Raw genomic sequence first — 18624 nt, 5'->3', positions numbered from 1 at the left:
CAGTTGCTCCCACAAAAGCAGAGCGCTTCGCCCTCCTGTTTGCCCTGCTTGAGGCCGAGAGCCCATCGGCGGCCTTTCCTATGCCATCCCGCCATTGACGCCGATCACCTGGCCGTTGATGTAGCCGGCGGCGTCCGAGCAGAGAAAGGCCACCAGCGCAGCGACTTCCTCGGGCTTGCCGGCGCGGGCGGCGGGGACCAGTTGCTTGATCGCCTCGGGCGGGAACTGCGCGCCGATCATCGCGCCCTCGATCACGCCGGGCGCGACCACGTTGGCGGTGATGCCGCGGCTGGCCATCTCGCGGGCCAGCGACTTGGTGGCGCCGTGCAGGGCCGACTTGGCCGCGGCGTAGTTGACCTGGCCGCGGTTGCCGATCACCGCCGCGACCGAAGACACGCTGATGACGCGGCCCCAGCGCGTGCGCGCCATCGGCAGCAGCAAGGGCTGGGTGACGTGGAAGAAGCCGTGCAGCGAGACATCGATGACGCGATGCCACTGCTGCGCGCTCATGCCGGCCATCGGCGCGTCGTCATGGATGCCGGCGTTGTTGACCACCACCTGCACCGGGCCAGCTTCCAGCAGGGTGGCGATGGCCGTGGCGCAGGCATCGGCGTCGGCCAGGTCGAAGGCCACGACCTGCGCGCGTCCGCCGGATTCGGCGATGCGTTGCGCCACAGCCTGGGCGCGCGCCAGGTTGCCGTTTGCATGCACGATCACCTCGAAGCCTGCCGCGCCCAGCGCGGTGCAGATCGCCCCGCCCAGGTCGCCACTGCCGCCGGTCACCAGCGCGCGCCGCGCCGGCTTTGAAGTCGTCGATGAAGTCATGGGCGCATGGTAACAATGCGCTGCATGCGGTTTGGGGGGAGTACCTGTCTCTTCACACCACGTCGCGACCTCCTTGTAGAGCGGAGCTTGTGGCAATCCCCTTTTGGGGACTCCGCTGGGGCCTTCCTCACGAAACGAACGAAGAGCAGCGGAGTCCCCAAAAGGGGATTGCCACAAGCTCCGCTCTACAGCGATTTGGGAGGCTGTTGCTTCTCCCAAGGCCACCGCCCCACCCCTCGCGTCAGCCCAGCATCACCGAGGCGCGGCCTTCGGCCAGCAGGGTGCCGGCGTGCAGGATGCGGAAACCGTACTGCTGGCTGTCGGGCGTGTGCATCAGCAGCTCGGCATGGCCTTCCAGCGCCTGCTCGAGGCCATCGAGCGTGTCCACGTGCAACTGCACGCCGCGCAGCGCCACCAGCATGCCCGGTCGCACCGGCGCGCCGCTGGCCTGGCCGAGCAGGCCGCCGTGCACGGCCATGGCCTGGGCGCCGTATTCGCACAGGTGCACCGCGTGCAGCCGACCATGCCGGCGCAGCGGATGGTCGGGCGCGCGATGGCCGTGGCTGCGCAGGACCAGTGCCGTGTCGCTCCAGTCCAGCACTTCCTCCCACAGGCACATCAGGCCCTGGTGCGGCACCAGCCGTGCGATCTCCGCGCGCGTGCGCGGCAGGGCAACCTCAGCCATGCGCGGCTGCCTGCGCGCCCGGCGCATCGTCGCCGCGCGCGTGCTCGCGCGAGACCAGCAGCGCCAGCACGAAGTTGAACACCACGCCCATCGCCACGGTCGAACCGATCGCCCGCAGCACCGGGATGCTGGACAGGCCCAGCAGCACGAACACCAGCAGCGTCATCAGGCTGCACACGATCAGCGCGTGCAGGGTGCGGCGCTGGTCGGCCGCATCGTCGCCGGCATGGTCGAAGAACAGCGCGTAGTCCAGGCCCAGCCCGGCGCCGAGGATCAGCGAGATCAGGTGGAACAGGTTGAGCTCCACGCCCGCGCCGCGCAGCACCGCCAGGATCAGCAGCACGCTCAGGCCCATCGGCAGCAGCACGCGCACGATGCGGCGGCGCTCGCGCAGCGACACGCTGACGGCGATGGCCAGCAGCACCGCGGCCACGCCCATGGCCACCAGCACGCGGTGGTAGGTGAGCACCAGCGTGCGCGAGGCCTCGCGCAGGTCCATCAGCTGCGCGCCCGTGCCGGCCAGCGCGGCGGTGAGCGCGGCCGGATCGCGCAGGCCGCTGAGCGAGACCAGGGCGGTGGTGTGGCCTTCGCCTTCCAGCAGCAGGCCCTGCACGCCCGTGGCCAGCGGCGTGTCGGCGAGGTCCGGCGCGTCCAGCGGCCTGGCGGTGCGCGCCTGCTCCAGGTCGGCCAGGAACGGGGCGAAGACATCGCTGCGGAACGGCAGCCCGGCGGTGGCCTGTTCCAGCATCGCGCGCGCCGCTTCCGGCGCGGGCAGCTGCGCCTGGCGCTTGCGCTGGGTCGCGATGGTCGGCAGGTAGCGTGCGGCCATGTCGTAGCTGGCCAGGTTGCCGGCGGCGACCTGCGCGTCCAGGCGCGTGCGCAGGGCGGACGAGGCGGCCAGCGCGGCCTGCCGGTCGGGCGCCTGCAGGCTCAGCACGTACATCACGTCCGGCGCGCCCAGCTCGCTGCGCAGCTCCCCGTCCTGCATCAGCGACTCGCGCGGCACCGGGGTCAGCTTGGACAGGTCGTCCTGCCAGAACGGGGTCGGGCTGGCGACGATCACCACCGCCGCGACCACGGCCAGGCCCAGCAGCGACCAGCGCGGCCGCGGCAGGCGATCGATCAGCACGAACAGCCGCGCCATCAGGCGCGAGTCGGCATAGTCGCGCGGCGAGGGATCGATCAGCGCCGGCAGCAGCAGGCGTGTCAGCAGCGCCGCGCCGCCCAGCCCGCAGATGGTGAACACCGCCAGCTGACGCAGGCCTTCGACGCCGGAGAAGAAGAAGGTCACATACGCGATGCAGGTGGACACCACGCCGGTGGCCAGCGTCGGCCACAGATGGCGCGCGTTGGCGTAGGGCGAGAGCCCCGGACGCTGATGGCTGAACAGATGGATCGGATAGTCCTGCACCACGCCGATCAGGGTGAAGCCGAAGGCCAGCGTGATGCCGTGCACCTGCTCGAAGCACAGCATCACCGCGACCATGCCCACCAGGCCGGCGCTGGCCAGCGGCAATACGCCCAGCAGCGGGATCTTCCAGCTGCGGTAGGCGATCAGCAGCAGCAGGATCAGCCCGCCGGTGTCGAGCATGCCGATCCACTGGGTCTCGTTCTGCGTGCGCGTGCTGATCTCCACCGAGAACGCGCCCGGCCCGGTCAGCAGCAGCTGGCTGGTGCTGCCCTTGGCCACCGCCTCGAACGCGGCGCGGATGCCGCCCACCGCCTGCTGCTGGCCGCTGGGATCGAAGCCGCCGGCCACCGTCTCCACCACCAGCAGCGCGCGCTTGCCGGCCTTGTCGAACCACACCCCGTCGATCAGCTGCGGCGTGCTGGCCGGCTGCAGGCGCTGGGCCACGTACAGCAGTTCGAGCGTGGGATCGCGCGGCAGCATCGGCTCGATCATCTCGGCCGCCGGCGAGCCCAGGTCCTGCACGCGCTCGGCCAGTTCGGCGTGCAGCGTGGCCGCGTCCAGCGGATGGGCGTCGTAGCGGTCGGTCAGCAGGAAGCGGTACGGCAGCCACTTGGCCGGGATCGCATCGCCCGGCGACACGTCGCCGTTGGCGACCATCGAGATCGCCTCGCGCTGGCTGGCCAGGCGCGCGCGCAGCGCCTTGGACTGCGCCGCCAGCGTGGCCTGATCGCTGCCGGACATGGCCAGCAGCAGCAGGCGCGAACCGGGGCCTTCGCCCAGCTCGTCCAGCAGCAGCTTCTGCGCGGGGGTACGCGCCTCGGGCATGAACTTGCGCAGGTCGCCGGACAGCTTGAGCGTGCTGCCGATCCACGCGCCGAGCGCGAGCAGGAGCGCCAGCCAGAGCAGCGCCAGGCCGGTGCGCGCGACGGGCGGCAGACTCACCCGGCGTGGCCGCGGCACAGCGCGGTCAGGGCCGCGCCGTCATCCACGCCCTGAGCCGCATGCGCCGCGCCGGCCAGCAGCGTGCGCTGGGCCTGGCCCTTGGCGTCGGTGGTCTCGATGCAGCGCAGCTCGGCGCCTTGCCCGTAGAGCTGGATGCCGCGCACCGGCACCTTGGCCGCGGTGGCGTCCTTGGGGTCCAGGCGCAGCTGCCAGGCCTGGCGCGTGCCGGTGGCGCTGAGCGCGTAATGCTGCTCGAGCTGGCTGGCGTCGCCGCTCAGCAGGGCGCCGAAGCCTTTTTGCAGATCGGCCAGCTCCGGCGCGCGCGCCAGCGAGAAGGTGCGCGTGGCCTTGCCGTCGCGCTCCAGCGTGGCGGTCTGGCCCTTCAGCGTGATCTTCTCGTGGTAGGGCGCGGTGACCTCGCGCACCAGGGTGGTGTCGGCCTGGCGCGCGTAGCGGCCTTCCACGCGCAGCGGCGCCTTGAGCAGGGCCGAGCCGCGCAGCTCGACGAACGGGGTGGAGATATCGTCGCTGCGGGCGATCTTGGACAGGATCCAGGCCGGATCGACCGCGTCAGGCGACGCGGCGGACAGAGGTGCGGCGCTGCACAGCAGCGTCAGCGTCAGCGCCCGGAGCCACAGCGGCAGGATCCGGGTCGGGCTTGGTGTTCCAGAAATCATAGAAGTTGAACCAGTTGTAGGGCGCGGCGCACACATGATGCTCCAGCCGCGCGGCATAACCACGGATGAGTGCGCCCAGGGTCGCGGCGCGGTTGCGGCGCGGCACCTCCAGGCCTTCGCTGAAGGTCTCGAACGCCAGCGTGTAGCGCGCGCGGCCCTGGTACAGGCCGAAGGCCAGCACCACCGGCACCTTGAGCACCGCGCCGATCAGCCACGGCGAGGTCGGGAACTGCGCCTGCGCGCCGAGGAACTGCGCCGGCAGGCACGGGTCCTCAGGCCGCGCGCGGTCGACCAGCAGCGCGACCAGGTGGCCTTCGTCGGTGGCGTGCTTGATCGCCATGACGATCGAGGTGCTGTCCTGGCTGGCGTCGATGATGCAGTCGGCCAGGCGCGGGTTGAGCGCGGCCAGCATCTCGGTCATCGCCGGCGCCTGGGCCTTGTCCAGGACCACCTTGACCTGCACGTCCGGGCGCTCCTGGGCCAGCACGCGCAGCGCGTCGAAGCTGCCCAGGTGCGAGCCGAAGATCAGCACGCCGCGACCCTTGTCCATCTGCGCATGCAGCTGGTCCAGACCGGTGACGCCAACCTCGAACTCGCCCATGCGCCCGCTCAGCAGGAACACCCGGTCCAGGATCACCGAGGCGAAGGTATGGATGTGGCGGGCGACATCGCGCCAGCGCACCGGGCGATGGAGCACGCGCGCCAGGTAGGCGCGCGAGGCGCGGCGCTCGGGCCCGCGCACGGCCATGAAGTACAGCGTGATCGGCCACAGCAGTGCGCGCGCCAGGCCGCGCCCGCCGTGGCAGGCGATGGCGCGCAGCACGCGCAGGGCCAGACGGTTGCCGCCCTCGGGGCGTTGCTTCCAGGCCGTGCTCATGCGGCCACCACCTCGCCGCTGGCCAGCACGGTGTCCGCGCGCAGCACGCGGAACTTCCAGCGCGGCGCGGCGCCGTCCAGCTCCACCCGCGCGGTCTGGTCCGGCAGCAGCGGCTGGACGAACTTCACCTGCGGCAGGCGCAGCGCGCCGGGCAACGGGCCGTGCGCGGCGGCGATCGCCTCCAGCACATGGTCCAGCAGCACCACGCCGGGCACGATCGGCTGGCCTGGGAAATGGCCCGGCAGGGCCGGGTGGTCGGACGCGACGGCGAATTCCATGCCCTGGCTCAGATCCGCGGTTCCAGCATCGTGCGCACGGCGTCGTGGACACGCTGTGTGAGCGCCTGGCGGTCCAGCGGGTCGCCGGGCTGGTGCGGGTCGATCGGCGTGCCGATGCGAACGCGGATGGTGCCGGGCCGCACGCGGAACAGGCCCTGCGGCGGCAGCACCTTGCCGCAGCCGTCCAGCGCCACCGGGATCACCGGCACGCCGGCGTCGATGGCGGCCTGCAGCAGCCCGGCCTTGAACGGCGCCAGCTCGCCGGTGCGGCTGCGCGTGCCCTCGGGGAACAGGCACAGGGTCTGCCCGGCGGCCAGCAGCGCGGCGGCCTGGCGACGCACGATCGCCCCGGCGCGGCGGCTGTCGCGGTCCAGGAACAGCATGCCGGTGGCGCGCGCGTACCAGTTCACGAACGGCACCTTGCGCATCTCGTCCTTGAGCAGGAAGCGCAGCGGCACCGGCACGGCCATGTACAGCGCGCAGATGTCGATCACCGACTGGTGATTGGAGACGATCAGATGCGGGCGCGACCAGTCGATGTCCTGCCCGCCTTCGACCACCAGTCTGGCGCCCGCCCCGGCCACCAGCACCGGCGCCCACACGCGCGGGGCCATGCGCAGCAGGCGCGCGACCGGCACGCCCAGCACGTAGAGCAGCAGCACCAGGCTGCACAGGGTGGCCGTCCAGAGCAGCGTGAACGCCAGTTGCAGCAGGTTCCAGGCGCCCCAGGCCAGTTGGCCCAGGGACCTCGACGGCTGCACGTCCATGTTCTCTGTCGAAATGCTCATGCCCGACAGGATACCCGGCCGCCGCGCACTTGGGCGGCGGGATTTTGCGATTTTTTAACGCCGCTCCGGACCGCGCCCTTGGGCCGCGCGCAGCCGCCTTCAGCGCAGCACATCGCGCCAGAAGCCCGGCCCCAGCCGCGCCAGCTGGCGCACGAAGTCGACGAAGTTGCGGTACGGCCGCACCGGGAACCAGCGCGCGCGCAGCAGGTACTCGCCCAGGAAGAACCCACCGATCACCCCATAGCCGAGCAGGTTGGCGAACAGCGAGGCGTGCGCGTCGGAGATCGGCCAGGGCGAGGGCCGGCCCAGCTGCGCCAGCACGCCGCCGGGCACCGCGCACAGCGCCAGCACCAGGTTGGCGAGGGTCATGCCGGCCAGCAGCGCGGTCCAGGCCTGGGTCAGGCGCCGGGTGTAGCGGCGCTGGTCGTCGCTGAGCGGCTGCCCGGCCTGCGCGTACAGGCCCTCGACGATGCGCCCGATCAGCGGCACGCGCCCGGCGCGCAGGCTGCGGCCGAAGAACCAGGCCACCCAGCCGGTGAACACCACCGGCGGGGCTGTCAGCAGCAGCAGCGCGTGCGGCGAGCGCCACAGCGGCACCAGGGCGGCCAGCAGCAGCGCGCCCAGCGCCCAGGCCCACCAGCGCCTCCGGGCGATCGGTTCGATCAGCAGCATCAGTACCAGCGCCGCGCCGGCCAGCACGGCCAGGTCGCTGCGGCCGCTGGCATTGGCCCAGTGCGCCAGCGGCGAATAGACCACGGCCAGCACCAGCGCCGCGCCGATCGCCCAGGGCGCGGCGTCGGCCGGCGCGCCCGGCTCAGGCGCGCGCATGGAGGACCGGGCGGACCGGGACCTCAGACGGTCCGGTTGGCCTGGACATGGGCCGACAGCGCGCGCAGCGAGGCGAAGATGCGCTGGTTGTCCTCGTTGTCCGAGCGCAGCTGGAAGCCGTACTTCTTGCCGATCGCCAAGGCCAGTTCCAGCGCGTCGATCGAGTCCAGGCCCAGGCCGGTGTTGAACAGCGGCGCCTCCGGGTCGATCGCGCCGGCGTCCACGTCCTCCAGGTTCAGACTCTCGACCAGCAGCTGGGCCAGTTCGTGTTCTTCGGGCGTTTGCGCGGACATGCGGCAGCGGTTTCCAGGGCGTTGAAGGTGCGACACGATGGTGCAAAGGACGGCCGCGCGCAACCTTCGGGCAATGTGGCCGCGCAGGCTATGATGACGCCCTTGTCAGGACTGCCACACGCGAAGGTTCGCGCCGCATGACCCCCGCCACCGCTGCCCAGCCCGCCGCCGATCCCGGCGCCGCCGCGGCCCTGGCCACCGCCCCGACCGCGGCGCCCGATGCCACGCCCGACGTGCTGATCGTCGGCGGCGGCCCGGCCGGCAGCACCGCGGCCATCCTGCTGGCCCGCGCCGGCTGGCGCGTGACCCTGCTGGAGAAGGACCACCATCCGCGCTTCCACATCGGCGAATCGCTGCTGCCGATGACCATGCCGCTGCTGGAACGGCTGGGCGTGCTGGAGGACATGCGCGCGATCGGCACGCTCAAGCTCGGCGCGGACTTCCCCGACGAGCAGGGCGGCTACAACACCTTCAAGTTCGCCCGCGCGCTGGACGCCAAGAGTCCGTTCGCCCTGCAGGTGCCGCGCGCGGACTTCGACCGGATCCTGTTCGACAAGGCCCGTAGCGAAGGCGTGGACGCGCACGAGGGCACGGCGGTGACCGGCGTGGCCTTCGAGGGCGAGCAACCGGTGGTGCGGGTGCGCCAACGCGGCGCCGAGCTGACCCTGCGCCCGCAATGGCTGCTGGACGCCAGCGGCCGCGACGCCTTCCTCGGCGGCCGGCTCAAGCTCAAGCGCAAGAACCCGCGCCACCAGTCGGCCGCGGTGTTCAGCCACTTCCGCGGCGTGGCCCGGCGGCCCGGCGAGGACGCGGGCAACATCAGCATCTACCGCCATGCGCACGGCTGGATGTGGCTGATCCCGCTGCCGGACGATGTGATGAGCGTGGGCGCGGTGTGCTTCCCCGACTACCTCAAGACCCGCAGCGGCGATCTGGAAGGCTTCCTGCGCCAGACCCTGGCGCTGAACGACGAGGTCGCCCAGCGCATGGCCGGCGCCCAGCGCGTGGCCCCGGTCCACGCCACCGGCAACTACGCCTACGAATGCACGCGCATGAGCGGCCCGCGCTGGCTGCTGCTGGGCGATGCCTATGCCTTCGTCGACCCGATGTTCTCCTCTGGCGTGTTCCTGGCCATGCACAGCGCCGAACAGGGCGCGGCGATGGTCGATGCCGCGCTGCGCGCGCCGCGGCAGGCCACGCGCCTGCGCCGCCGGCTGCAGCGGCGGCTGGACGCCGGCCTGGACGAGTTCAAGTGGTTCATCTACCGCTTCACCTCGCCGACCATGCGCCACCTGTTCGCCAACCCGCGCGATGTGCTGGAGGTCGAATCGGCGGTGGTGGCGATGCTGGCCGGCGACGTGTTCGACAGCCCGCGCGTGCTGCGCCGGCTGCGCGTGTTCCGCCTGATCTACGCCGCGCACGTGGCGATCATGGTGCCGGCCGCCCTGCGCGCCTGGCGCAGGCGGCGGCGCCAGCTGGCCGAGGGCTTTACCGGCGACACACTGCAGGCCGATTAAACTGATCGCGTGAACTCGCTCTCCGCTTCCGTGCCCCTCGATGCGTCCACCTTGACGGTGGACTACCTCCACGACACCACGCCGCAGGCGCTGCTGGCCGACGACCGCGTGCTGGCGGTGTTCGGCTTCGGCCCCGAGGCGCCCGTCGACGACGATCCGCGCTACCTGCGCGTGCCGCTGGCGCCCTACGGCGCGGCGCCGCTGGAGGTCTGGCGCAGCACCCGCCCGGTCGTGCGCGGGCGCGACGGGGCGATCGCCTGGGCCAGCGACGGGACCCTGCAGTTCGGCGCGATCCAGATCGACGAGGTCGACGGCGACATCGAGACCGCCGCCGTCCAGGCCTATGCGCAGCTGTCCGGCTTCGTGCCCGACAGCGCCACCCCGCACCTGCTGCGCGTGTGGAACTACCTGGACGACATCACCGAAGGCGAAGGCGACGCCGAGCGCTACCGCCACTTCTGCGTGGGTCGCGCGCGTGGCCTGGGCCGCTTCGACACCGCGCAGCTGCCGGCGGCCACCGCGATCGGGCGCGTCGACGGCCGCCGCACCCTGCAGGTGTACTGGCTGGCCAGCCGCGAGCCGGGCACGCCGGTGGAGAACCCGCGCCAGGTCAGCGCCTATCGCTATCCGCGCCAGTACGGCCCGCAGCCGCCGAGCTTCGCCCGCGCCATGCTGCCGCCGCCGTCGGTGCACACCCCGCTGCTGTTGTCCGGTACCGCCTCGGTGGTCGGCCACCAGAGCCTGCACGGCGACTCCACCGCCGCGCAGCTGGAGGAGACCTTCGCCAACTTCGACAGCCTGCTGGCCAGCGCGCGCCGGCACCGGCCGACACTACCGGCCCAGTTCGACGCCAGCACCCGACTGAAGGTCTACGTGCGCGACGCCGCCGAGCTGCCCCTGGCCGCCGACCTGCTCGCCCAGCGCCTGCCGGCCTCGGTGCCGCGCCTGATCCTGCACGCGGCCGTGTGCCGCCGCGACCTGCGCATCGAGATCGACGGCGTCCACGGCTGAGCGCGCCATCGCCGCCACTGGCCGAAGAGCTACCAGAGTTCTCCCACCTGTAGAGCGGAGCTTGCTCCGCTGGGGCTTTCCCGCGAACCGAACGGAAAGCAGCGGAGCAAGCTCCGCTCTACACCGAGGCTGCGACCGGGTCAGGAGTCGCGTGGACTTTCGACCCAAACCCATCTCACGAAACGCACGAGGCAGCGGGCCGGCGGGCGGTGGCCGCGACTAACGAGGCAGGAAGCCGAGCGCCCGAATCAGGGCAGGATGCCCTGATTGAGGGAAAAGCGGACGCCGCCCGCCAGACCGCTACCCTTCCGAAGCGGGCAAGCGCAGCGCCCAGACCCATCGATCAGTAGAAGCGCCTTTTAGAGCACGCCTGCAAAGGTCAATCACCGCAAAGCTTCGGCGTGACATCAGGTACGCCGCCATCGGGCGAGAACGGCAGACCGCCTTCCTCGGGCGCGGGCGCGCTCCAGTCCTGCTGCCACTGACGTGCCAGGGCATCGGCCTGCGCGAGCTGGGCATCGGACATGTTGCCGCGCAGCCAATCGATGTTGCGCTGGAGCGCGCCGGCGCGGAACCGCTGCATCGGCGCCTGCGCCTGCGCGGACTGCGTGCTGGCCAGCGCCTGCTGCGCCCGCAGATAGAGCGCCAGCGACTTGCTCGGATCCGGCGTCACCACCTGCGCCAGATACGTGCGCCGGCCGGTATCGCGCTGCGGCGAATACGCACCGGCCAGCGCCATCGTGGCCTGGAGGCTGCCGCGCTCGGCCGCCTGCAGCGCCAGCCCTTCGGCCTCGTTGCGATAGATCTGCAGCTGCGGCAGCACCTGCAGCGTGTCGCGTGTCCGGAACGCATTGCCGACCGCGTACTGCGTCAGCGCCGGCAGACTGCCGCCCAGCGCCGCATCGCGCCACAGGCCCGCACGCTGGGCCGGCGACATCGCCGGCACCCCCTCGCAGCCTTCCGAATCCTGCAGCAGCTGCTGGCCGCGCGCGAGTGACGTGCGCTCCATGTTCTCCTGCGCCCGGGCGCGCCGCGCGGGCTCCATGCCCTCCAGCATGCGCTGCTGCTGCCGCGTCATGTCGTCGAACTGCGCCAGCTGCAGGCGCACGCGCTCGCACTGCTCCAGCTCGGCCGCGAGCCGGCAGGCCGCGCGCGCATCGCCGTTGCCGGCGCGCCGCTTGAGATCGTCGAACACCAGCCGCAGCGGAGTGCCCGTCGCCGGCAGCGGCGTGGTGCTGGCCGGCAGCGCGCTGACGGTCGGCGTGGAGACGGCGGGCACGGCAGTGTCGGGCGCGGCCACGGCGGCCTGCGTCGGCTCGGGCCTGGCGCGCAACGCCCACCACCCCAGCCCCGCGAGCGCCGCGGCGAGCGCGACACCGACGATCACCGCAGCCGGTTTCATGTCGCCTCCCCGAGCAGGCGCAGCACCTCGGCGCGCGGCAGCTTGCCGGTGTCGGTGCGCGGCAGCGCCTCGACGAAGCGCACCCGCCGCGGCAGGAACACCGGATCCATCGCCCCGCGCAGCGCGGCCAGCAGATCGCCCTCGGACAGGCCCAGCGCCACCACCAGCGCGGCGATGCGGCGCACCTTGCCGGGGCTGTCGAGCTGCACCATCACGCCATCGCGCACGCCGGGCACCGCGCGCAGGCGGCGGGTCAGGTCGGCCAGCGAGGCGCGCTTGCCGGCGATCTCCAGCAGGTCGGCCTGGCGCCCGTGCACGATGAAGCGCCCGTCGCCGAGCACTTCGGTCAGATCGGCCAGCGCCACCGGCTGGCGCAGATGCGGCGCGGCGATCAGCGTGCCGTCCGGCTGCGGCTGCACGCTCACCCCGGGCAGCGGGGTCCAGGCGCGTTCCATGGCGGTGCGGCGCCTGGCGAAGATGCAGGTCTCGGTCGAGCCGAAGATCTCGCGCACCTGGCCGCCGAAGCGCGCCTCGGCCTGGCGCGCCAGCGCCTGTTCCAGCGGCGCGGTCGCCGACACGCAGCCGGCGATGGCCGGCAGCGACACGCCCGACTCGACCAGGGCGCGCAGGTGCACCGGCGTGGTGATCAGCATGCGCGGCGCGGGCACGTCGGCCAGCGCGCGCGCCACATCCTGCGGGAAGAACGGGCGCGCCCCGTGCAGCACCGCCTCGGTCAGCAGCGGCACCATCACCGACTGCTCCAGGCCGAACATGTGCTGGGCCGGCACGGTGGCGACGATGCTCGGCCGCGCGCCGTCCCACAGGTCGGCCATCGCCGCGACCAGCTGCGCGGTGCTGGCGCGGAACTGCGCCAGCGTCTTGGGGAAGGCCTTCGGCGCGCCGGTGCTGCCTGAGGTGAAGGCCACGGCGAACACCGCGTCCTCATCGACCTCGGGCACCGGGCCGTCGGCCTCGTCCAGCACCTCGGGCAGGCGCCAGTAGTGCGGCGGCGCGACGGCCAGCGCCTGATCGCCCAGGGCGTAGGTGGCCGGCTGCCGCGCCATCACCTCGTCCACCACCGCCGGCGCGCGCGAGGGCGGCAGCAGGGTGACCTGCCCGCGCAGCGCCACCGCGCACAGGGCGACCATGAAGCGGTAGCGGTCCTCGCACAGGTTGACCGCGTGGGTGCCGGCCGGCAGCCGCGCCGCCAGCGCACGCACCTGCGCGTGGAAGGTGTTCAGCGCGATGTCGCGCCCGCCCGCGTGGGCGATCACCCGCTCGGGCGTTCCGGCCCCCAGCGCGCAGCGTCCTGCCGGGCGGGGCAGGGTTTCGATGACAGCCGACATGGCGTGGTGTGAGGTCCTCGTGCGTGACGCGCGCAGCCTGCCGGGCGCGTCCTGATGCGTCCTTGAATCAGTACTCCAGCAGGCGCAGCGCGGCATCGCGCGGCAGCTTGCCGGTCTCCCCGCGCGGCAGCGCGGCGACGAAGCGGATGCGCCGCGGCAGGAACACCGGGTCCATCGCCGTGCGCAGCTGCGCGAGCAGCTCGGTCTCGTTCATGCCCGGGGCGACCACCAGCGCGGCGATGCGGGCCACGCCCATCTCGTCCGGCGCCAGTTGCAGCACCGCGCCGTCGCGCACGCCGGGCACGGCCTGCAGGCGGCGGGTGAGATCGCCCAGCGAGGCGCGCTTGCCGGCGATCTCCAGCAGGTCGGCCTGGCGCCCGCGCAGGTGGAAGCGGCCGTCGGGCTCGACCTCCATCAGGTCGGCCAGCGGCACCGGCTGCGGCAGGTGGCGCGCGTGCACCAGCGTGCCGTCCGGCTGCGGCTGCACCCAGACGCCGGGCAGCGGCGTCCAGGCCGTGTCCAGCGCGGTGCGGCGCTTGGCGAAGATGCAGGTCTCGGTCGAGCCGAAGGTCTCGCGCAGCTCGCCGCCGAAGCGCGCCTCGGCCGCCTGCGCCAGCGCCTGCTCCAGCGGCGCGGTGGCCGAGACATAGCCGGCGATGGGCGGCAGCGACACGCCCGACTCGACCAGCGCACGCAGGTGCACGGGCGTGGTCACCAGCACGCGCGGGGCCGGCATCTGCGCCAGCGCGCTGGCCACGTCCTGCGGGAAGAACGGCTTGCCGCCGTGCACGCAGGCATCGCTCATCAGCGGCATCACCACCGACATCTCCATGCCGTACATGTGCTGCGGCGGCACGGTGGCCACCAGGCTGGGCGTGGCCTGGCCCCACAGGTCGGCCACGGCGCTGAGGTTCTGCGCGTTGCTGGTGCGGAAGGCCGCCAGGGTCTTGGGGAAGGGCTTGGGCGCGCCGGTGCTGCCGGAGGTGAAGCCGATGCAGACCACCGCGTCCTCGGGCACTTCCGGCACCGGGCCATCGAGATGGCTCAACGTCTCGGGCAGGCGCCAGTAGCCGGCCGGGGCCGGGTCGATGGGCAGGTCGCCCAGCGCGTAGGTGTCGGCATGGCGGTCCATCACGTCGGCCACCACCGCCGGCGCGCGCGAGGACAGCAGCAGGGTCACCTGCCCGCGCAGGGCCACGGCGCAGAACGCCACCAGGAAGCGGTAGCGGTCCTCGCACAGATTGACCGCGTGGCGCCCGGCCGGCAGCTGCGCGGCCAGCGCCCGCACGTGGCCGTGGAAGGTGGCCAGATCGATGGCCGCACCGCCGCTGCGGGCGATGATCCGCGTGGGCGCCCCGAGGCCCAGCGGGCACAGGCCGGCGCGCTGCGGCGCGGATTCGACGACGGCTGACATCAAGACATTCCCCTGGCTGCATCCCGGTCCTGGTCGCCGGGCGAACGGTACTGTCGCCGCTGGGGCCCGCCCGGGCAAGTCGCCGTGACCTTGGTCCGATGCGCCCCGCGCGATGCCGCTGCTACCCTTCGCGGCTCTTTGTCGTCGAGAAGCGCCTGTTCATGCGCCTGCCCGTTGCCGTCCTGTCCTGCCTGCTGCTGTCGCCCGCCGCGCTGGCGCAATCGCCCACGCCGCTGACCATCGAACAGGTCATGGCCGACCTGGACTGGATCGGCCCGCCGGTCGAGGCGCCGCGCTGGACCTGGGACAGCCACGGGGTGGAATACGACCTCAAGCGCAACGGCTCGCCGATCCGCGACACCTTCCGCCAGGAGCTCGGCGCCAGCGCCGCCACGCGCGTGTCCGACGACGCGCGCGACACCCTGGGCGCCCCGGATGCCATCTACGACGCCAAACGCCAGCGCCAGGCCTTCATCCGCAACGGCGATGTGTTCGTGCGCAACCTGCGCAGCGGCGCGCTGACCCAGCTCACGCGCACGCTGGAGGACGAAAGCCAGCCGCAGTTCGCCAGCGACGGCGCGCTGGTGTGGCGGGTCGGCCAGCAGTGGTTCCGCTGGAACGGCACCGCCGTGGCCCAGGCCGCCCAGGCCAAGGCCGAGGACGATCCGGACAAGGCGCCCGAGGCCGATGTCCTGCGCGAGCAGCAGCTGCGCACCCTGTCCACCCTGGCCCGCGACCGCGAGCAGCGCGAGGCGCTGCGCCGCCAGGAGGCCGCCTGGCGCAAGGCCGACCCCAGCCGCGCGCCGGCGCCGGTCTACCTGGGCAAGGACGTGCAGATCAGTCAGACCGCGCTGTCCCCGGACGGGCGCTGGCTGCTGGTGGTCACGCAGAAGAAGGGCGCCGACGCCGGCCAGGCCGGCGAGGTCCCGCATTACGTCACCGAATCCGGCTACGCCGAGCAGCAGGAGGCGCGCACGCTGGTGGGGCGCAACTCGCCGATCCCGCAGGCGCTGTGGCTGGCCGACATGGCCAGCGGCACGGTCAAGCCGCTGAGCCTGGACACCCTGCCCGGCATCGCCAGCGACCCGCTGGCCGAACTGCGCAAGGCCGCCGGCAAGGAGCCGCTGAAGGGCAACCGCGCCGTGCGCGTGGAAAGCGACGGCGACGCCAGCGGCGCGGCGATCCACTGGAGCGCCGACTCGCGCAACGTCGCCCTGCTGCTGCGCGCCACCGACAACAAGGACCGCTGGATCGCCAGCGTGGACCTGGACAACGCGCGCCTGCAGGTGCGCGACCGCCTCACCGACCCGGCCTGGATCAACTGGAGCTTCAACGAGTTCGGCTGGCTGCCGGACAACCAGACCCTGTGGCTGCTGTCCGAGGCCAGCGGCCATTCCCAGCTCTATACCCAGCGCGGCAGCGAGAGGACCAGGGCACTGACCAGCGGCGCGTGGGAGGTGTCCTCGCCGCAGGTGGCGGCCGATGGCGAGGGCTTCTTCTTCCTGTGCAACCGCGCCGCGCCGGGCCGCTACGAGGTCTGCCGGACCGAGCTGAAGACCGGCAAGGTCGCCGAGGTCACCGCGCTGGACGGCGGGGTGGAGGCCTTCAGCCAGTCGCCGGACGGGCGCTCGCTGCTGGTGCAGTACTCGGCCAGCTACCTGCCCAGCCAGCTGGCGGTGGTGCCGGCCGGCGGCGGCCAGGCCAAGGTGCTGACCGACACGCGCACGCCGGCGTTCAAGGCGATGAACTGGATCCAGCCGCAGCTGGTGCAGGTGCCCTCGCGCCACGGCGCCGGCGCGATCTGGGGCAAGTTCTACGCACCGGCGCAACTGGTGCCGGGCAAGCGCTATCCGGTGGTGATGTTCGTCCACGGCGCCGGCTATCTGCAGAACGCCATCGCCGGCTATCCGCCCTACCCGCGCGAGCAGATGTTCCACAACCTGCTGGTGCAGCGCGGTTATCTGGTGCTGGACCTGGACTACCGCGGCAGCGCCGGCTACGGCCGCGACTGGCGCACGGCCATCTACCGCAACATGGGCCACCCGGAGCTGGACGATTACCTGGACGGCCTGGAATGGCTGGTGCGCGAGCACCAGGGCGACCGCGACCGCGCCGGCATCTACGGCGGCAGCTACGGCGGCTTTCTGACCTATATGGCGCTGTTCCGCGCGCCGGGCACGTTCAAGGCCGGCGCCGCGCTGCGCCCGGTGGCCGACTGGATGCAGTACAACCACGAGTACACGTCCAATATCCTCAACACGCCGGACATCGACCCGCAGGCCTATCGCGTCTCCTCGCCGATCGAGTACGCCGCCGGCCTGCAGGACCGCCTGCTGATCGCGCACGGCGTGATCGACGACAACGTGTTCTTCAAGGACTCCATCGACATGACCCAGAAGTTGATCGAGCTGCACAAGGACAACTGGTCCATCGCGCCCTACCCGCTGGAGCGCCATGGCTTCACCCGCGCCGACTCCTGGCTGGACGAGTACAAGCGCGTGCTCAACCTGTTCGACGACACGCTCAAGCCCACGCCGTGAGCGCGCCCGTCCCGCCGCCGCTGCCAGGCGCCGCGCCCTCGCCCCGCAGCGGGGCGCAGGGCTTCGTCACCGTGCTGGCCTGGATCACCCTGGCCCTGGCCGCGGTCGGCCTGGCCTACGGCGCGCTGCAGATGGCGATGGCCGGCCTGGTGTCCAGCCCGGCCTATCTGCAGCTGTTCGAGCCGGCCGGCCCGATGCCGCCGCTGATGCGCTGGATGCTGACCCATTACTTCGAGATCGGCCTGGCCGAGGTCATCGCCTCGCTGCTGCTGGCCTGGCTGGGCTGGGGCCTGCTCAAGCGCCGCGAATGGGCACGCCTGGCCTTCATCGCCTACCTGGCGCTGGGCACGCTGTTGACCTACGGCTCGCTCTGGTACGTGCCGGCGATGACCGAGGCGTCGCTGGCGATGCAGCCCGGGCTGGGCGGCGCCGGTGGCGCGCTACCGCCGGAGCTGGCCGGCCTGAAGACCGCCGCCATGATCTTCAGCGTGATCGTGGCGCTGGTGTTCACCGCGCTGCACGGTGCGATCATCTGGAAGCTGTGCACGGCGCCGGTGCGGGCGCAGTTCGGCAGCGCGCCGACGACGCGCCCGCGCTGAGCGCCACGAAGCGGCCCGTACACTTGCGCGCATGACCGACATCCCCAGCATCGACCTCGTCCGCGACTATCTGGCCGGACTGCAGGACCGCATCTGCACCGCCATCGAGGCCGCCGACGGCCAGGCCCGCTTCGTCGAGGATCGCTGGACGCGCCAGCCCCCGGCCGACGCCGCTTCGCATGCCACCGGCCCCTCCCTGGGCGGCGGTCGCTACCGGCCTCCTGCCTCTCGCGACACTAGCCCGTCCCTGGGCGGCGGCGGGCGCACGCGCATCCTGCGCGACGGCGGCGTCTTCGAACAGGCCGGCATCGGCTTCTCCGACGTGTCCGGCAGCCGGCTGCCGCCCTCGGCCTCGGCCGCGCGGCCCGAGCTTGCCGGCGCCTCGTGGCGCGCGGTCGGCGTGTCGCTGGTGTTCCATCCGCGCAATCCGCATCTGCCCACCACGCATGCCAACGTGCGCCACTTCCGCGCCGAGCGCGACGGGCAGACGGTGGCGTGGTGGTTCGGTGGCGGCTTCGACCTGACGCCGTTCTATCCGGTCGATGCCGATGTGCTGCACTGGCATCGCACCGCGCGGGCGCTGTGCGCGCCCTTCGGCGGCCAGGCGCGCTACGAGGCGCACAAACGCTGGTGCGACGAATATTTCTTCCTCAAGCATCGCGCCGAGACGCGCGGCGTCGGCGGGCTGTTCTTCGACGATCTGCAGGACGACTTCGACGCCGACTTCGGCTATCTGCGCGCGGTCGGCGACGGTTTCCTCGAGGCCTATCTGCCGATCGTGGCCGCGCGCCGCGACACGCCCTATGACGAACGCGAACGCGACTTCCAGCTCTACCGGCGCGGGCGCTATGTGGAGTTCAACCTGGTCTACGACCGCGGCACGCTGTTCGGCCTGCAGAGCGGCGGGCGCGCCGAATCGATCCTGATGAGCCTGCCGCCGCTGGTGCGCTGGGAATACGGCTTCACCCCCGAGGCCGGCAGCGACGAGGCGCGCCTGGCCGACTATCTGCGGCCGCGCGATTGGTTGGCCGAGCTGGATTCCCGCTGACCCCGTGCGAGCCGCCCTTGTGGCCTTTGCGTCAATGGCGGCGATGAGGCTCTACCGTTGGGGCTCCACCGCCACCACTGACCGAAGAAGCCACAAGGGTGGCCTCTCCGTAGCGCGGAGCTTGCTCCGCTGCTCTTCGTTTG

17 protein-coding genes are annotated in these 18624 nt (G+C 72.2%); 5 read left to right on the top strand and 12 right to left on the bottom strand.

Annotated features, from left to right (window positions below; genetic code table 11):
- Window positions 1-78: 78 nt before the first annotated feature.
- The 9 genes from fabG to EAT51_RS13760 form a co-directional block, all read right to left on the bottom strand.
- Window positions 79-825, bottom strand: a complete 747-nt coding sequence (gene fabG, locus EAT51_RS13800; protein ID WP_130521670.1) for a 3-oxoacyl-ACP reductase FabG — start codon at window positions 823-825, stop codon at window positions 79-81.
- A gap of 241 nt (window positions 826-1066) precedes the next feature.
- Window positions 1067-1510, bottom strand: coding sequence for a hotdog family protein (locus EAT51_RS13795; protein WP_130521825.1), 444 nt, complete (start codon window positions 1508-1510; stop codon window positions 1067-1069).
- A complete protein-coding gene (locus EAT51_RS13790) occupies window positions 1503-3863 on the bottom strand; it encodes an MMPL family transporter (protein ID WP_165422024.1) in 2361 nt (786 codons plus the stop codon). Before EAT51_RS13790 ends, EAT51_RS13795 begins: the two co-directional genes overlap by 8 nt.
- A complete protein-coding gene (locus EAT51_RS13785; RefSeq protein WP_130521824.1) occupies window positions 3860-4540 on the bottom strand; it encodes a LolA-related protein in 681 nt (226 codons plus the stop codon). The genes EAT51_RS13790 and EAT51_RS13785 overlap by 4 nt, the downstream gene beginning before the upstream one ends.
- Window positions 4434-5417 (bottom strand): lysophospholipid acyltransferase family protein, encoded by a 984-nt coding sequence (locus EAT51_RS13780; RefSeq protein ID WP_130521823.1) that lies wholly within the window; start codon window positions 5415-5417, stop codon window positions 4434-4436. The genes EAT51_RS13785 and EAT51_RS13780 overlap by 107 nt, the downstream gene beginning before the upstream one ends.
- Window positions 5414-5695, bottom strand: coding sequence for an ApeI family dehydratase (locus EAT51_RS13775; RefSeq protein ID WP_130521822.1), 282 nt, complete (start codon window positions 5693-5695; stop codon window positions 5414-5416). The genes EAT51_RS13780 and EAT51_RS13775 overlap by 4 nt, the downstream gene beginning before the upstream one ends.
- Window positions 5696-5703: 8 nt before the next feature.
- Window positions 5704-6456, bottom strand: coding sequence for a lysophospholipid acyltransferase family protein (locus EAT51_RS13770; protein WP_425478262.1), 753 nt, complete (start codon window positions 6454-6456; stop codon window positions 5704-5706).
- 126 nt (window positions 6457-6582) lie between these two features.
- The gene (locus tag EAT51_RS13765; RefSeq protein WP_165422025.1) at window positions 6583-7311 is read right to left on the bottom strand and encodes a COG4648 family protein; all 729 of its coding nucleotides are present in this window, start codon (window positions 7309-7311) and stop codon (window positions 6583-6585) included.
- Window positions 7312-7334: 23 nt separating this feature from the next.
- On the bottom strand, window positions 7335-7604 hold the full coding sequence (locus EAT51_RS13760) for a phosphopantetheine-binding protein (RefSeq protein ID WP_130521821.1): 270 nt from the start codon (window positions 7602-7604) through the stop codon (window positions 7335-7337).
- Between the two features lie 137 nt (window positions 7605-7741).
- Between EAT51_RS13760 and EAT51_RS13750 the strand changes: the two genes are divergently transcribed.
- On the top strand, window positions 7742-9121 hold the full coding sequence (locus EAT51_RS13750) for an NAD(P)/FAD-dependent oxidoreductase (protein WP_205953650.1): 1380 nt from the start codon (window positions 7742-7744) through the stop codon (window positions 9119-9121).
- A 9-nt stretch (window positions 9122-9130) separates the two neighbouring features.
- Window positions 9131-10132, top strand: coding sequence for a chorismate transformation FkbO/Hyg5 family protein (locus EAT51_RS13745; RefSeq protein ID WP_165422026.1), 1002 nt, complete (start codon window positions 9131-9133; stop codon window positions 10130-10132).
- A 379-nt stretch (window positions 10133-10511) separates the two neighbouring features.
- On the opposite strand, the gene EAT51_RS13740 is transcribed toward EAT51_RS13745, so the two are convergent.
- From EAT51_RS13740 to EAT51_RS13730, 3 genes are all read right to left on the bottom strand, one after another.
- On the bottom strand, window positions 10512-11534 hold the full coding sequence (locus tag EAT51_RS13740; RefSeq protein WP_130521820.1) for a hypothetical protein: 1023 nt from the start codon (window positions 11532-11534) through the stop codon (window positions 10512-10514).
- On the bottom strand, window positions 11531-12868 hold the full coding sequence (locus EAT51_RS13735; RefSeq protein WP_425478263.1) for an AMP-binding protein: 1338 nt from the start codon (window positions 12866-12868) through the stop codon (window positions 11531-11533). The genes EAT51_RS13740 and EAT51_RS13735 overlap by 4 nt, the downstream gene beginning before the upstream one ends.
- A 79-nt stretch (window positions 12869-12947) precedes the next feature.
- Window positions 12948-14294: an AMP-binding protein gene (locus tag EAT51_RS13730; protein ID WP_130561745.1), complete on the bottom strand. Its 1347-nt coding sequence runs from the start codon at window positions 14292-14294 to the stop codon at window positions 12948-12950.
- Window positions 14295-14455: 161 nt separating this feature from the next.
- On the opposite strand from EAT51_RS13730, the gene EAT51_RS13725 reads away from it, so the two are divergent.
- The 3 genes from EAT51_RS13725 to hemF are packed head-to-tail and all read left to right on the top strand — an operon-like array spanning window position 14456 to window position 18481.
- Window positions 14456-16834 (top strand): S9 family peptidase, encoded by a 2379-nt coding sequence (locus tag EAT51_RS13725; protein ID WP_130521817.1) that lies wholly within the window; start codon window positions 14456-14458, stop codon window positions 16832-16834.
- Window positions 16831-17433 carry a hypothetical protein gene (locus tag EAT51_RS13720; protein WP_130521816.1) on the top strand — a complete coding sequence of 201 codons (603 nt, stop codon included), beginning with the start codon at window positions 16831-16833 and terminating at the stop codon, window positions 17431-17433. The genes EAT51_RS13725 and EAT51_RS13720 overlap by 4 nt, the downstream gene beginning before the upstream one ends.
- 31 nt (window positions 17434-17464) lie before the next feature.
- Window positions 17465-18481, top strand: a complete 1017-nt coding sequence (gene hemF / locus EAT51_RS13715) for an oxygen-dependent coproporphyrinogen oxidase (protein ID WP_425478261.1) — start codon at window positions 17465-17467, stop codon at window positions 18479-18481.
- Window positions 18482-18624: the final 143 nt, after the last annotated feature.

This window comes from Pseudoxanthomonas winnipegensis, assembly GCF_004283755.1.
Taxonomy (GTDB): domain Bacteria; phylum Pseudomonadota; class Gammaproteobacteria; order Xanthomonadales; family Xanthomonadaceae; genus Pseudoxanthomonas_A; species Pseudoxanthomonas_A winnipegensis.
The sequence above is the reverse complement of the archived record's forward strand: the minus strand, read 5'-3'. Positions and strand labels throughout refer to the sequence as shown.

Coding starts and splice junctions, on each gene's coding strand:
- fabG (WP_130521670.1), bottom strand. CDS start 825: ATGACTTCATCGACGACTTCAAAGCCGGCGCGGCGCGCGCTGGTGACC.
- EAT51_RS13795 (WP_130521825.1), bottom strand. CDS start 1,510: ATGGCTGAGGTTGCCCTGCCGCGCACGCGCGCGGAGATCGCACGGCTG.
- EAT51_RS13785 (WP_130521824.1), bottom strand. CDS start 4,540: ATGATTTCTGGAACACCAAGCCCGACCCGGATCCTGCCGCTGTGGCTC.
- EAT51_RS13780 (WP_130521823.1), bottom strand. CDS start 5,417: ATGAGCACGGCCTGGAAGCAACGCCCCGAGGGCGGCAACCGTCTGGCC.
- EAT51_RS13775 (WP_130521822.1), bottom strand. CDS start 5,695: ATGGAATTCGCCGTCGCGTCCGACCACCCGGCCCTGCCGGGCCATTTC.
- EAT51_RS13765 (WP_165422025.1), bottom strand. CDS start 7,311: ATGCGCGCGCCTGAGCCGGGCGCGCCGGCCGACGCCGCGCCCTGGGCG.
- EAT51_RS13760 (WP_130521821.1), bottom strand. CDS start 7,604: ATGTCCGCGCAAACGCCCGAAGAACACGAACTGGCCCAGCTGCTGGTC.
- EAT51_RS13750 (WP_205953650.1), top strand. CDS start 7,742: ATGACCCCCGCCACCGCTGCCCAGCCCGCCGCCGATCCCGGCGCCGCC.
- EAT51_RS13740 (WP_130521820.1), bottom strand. CDS start 11,534: ATGAAACCGGCTGCGGTGATCGTCGGTGTCGCGCTCGCCGCGGCGCTC.
- EAT51_RS13730 (WP_130561745.1), bottom strand. CDS start 14,294: ATGTCAGCCGTCGTCGAATCCGCGCCGCAGCGCGCCGGCCTGTGCCCG.
- EAT51_RS13725 (WP_130521817.1), top strand. CDS start 14,456: ATGCGCCTGCCCGTTGCCGTCCTGTCCTGCCTGCTGCTGTCGCCCGCC.
- hemF (WP_425478261.1), top strand. CDS start 17,465: ATGACCGACATCCCCAGCATCGACCTCGTCCGCGACTATCTGGCCGGA.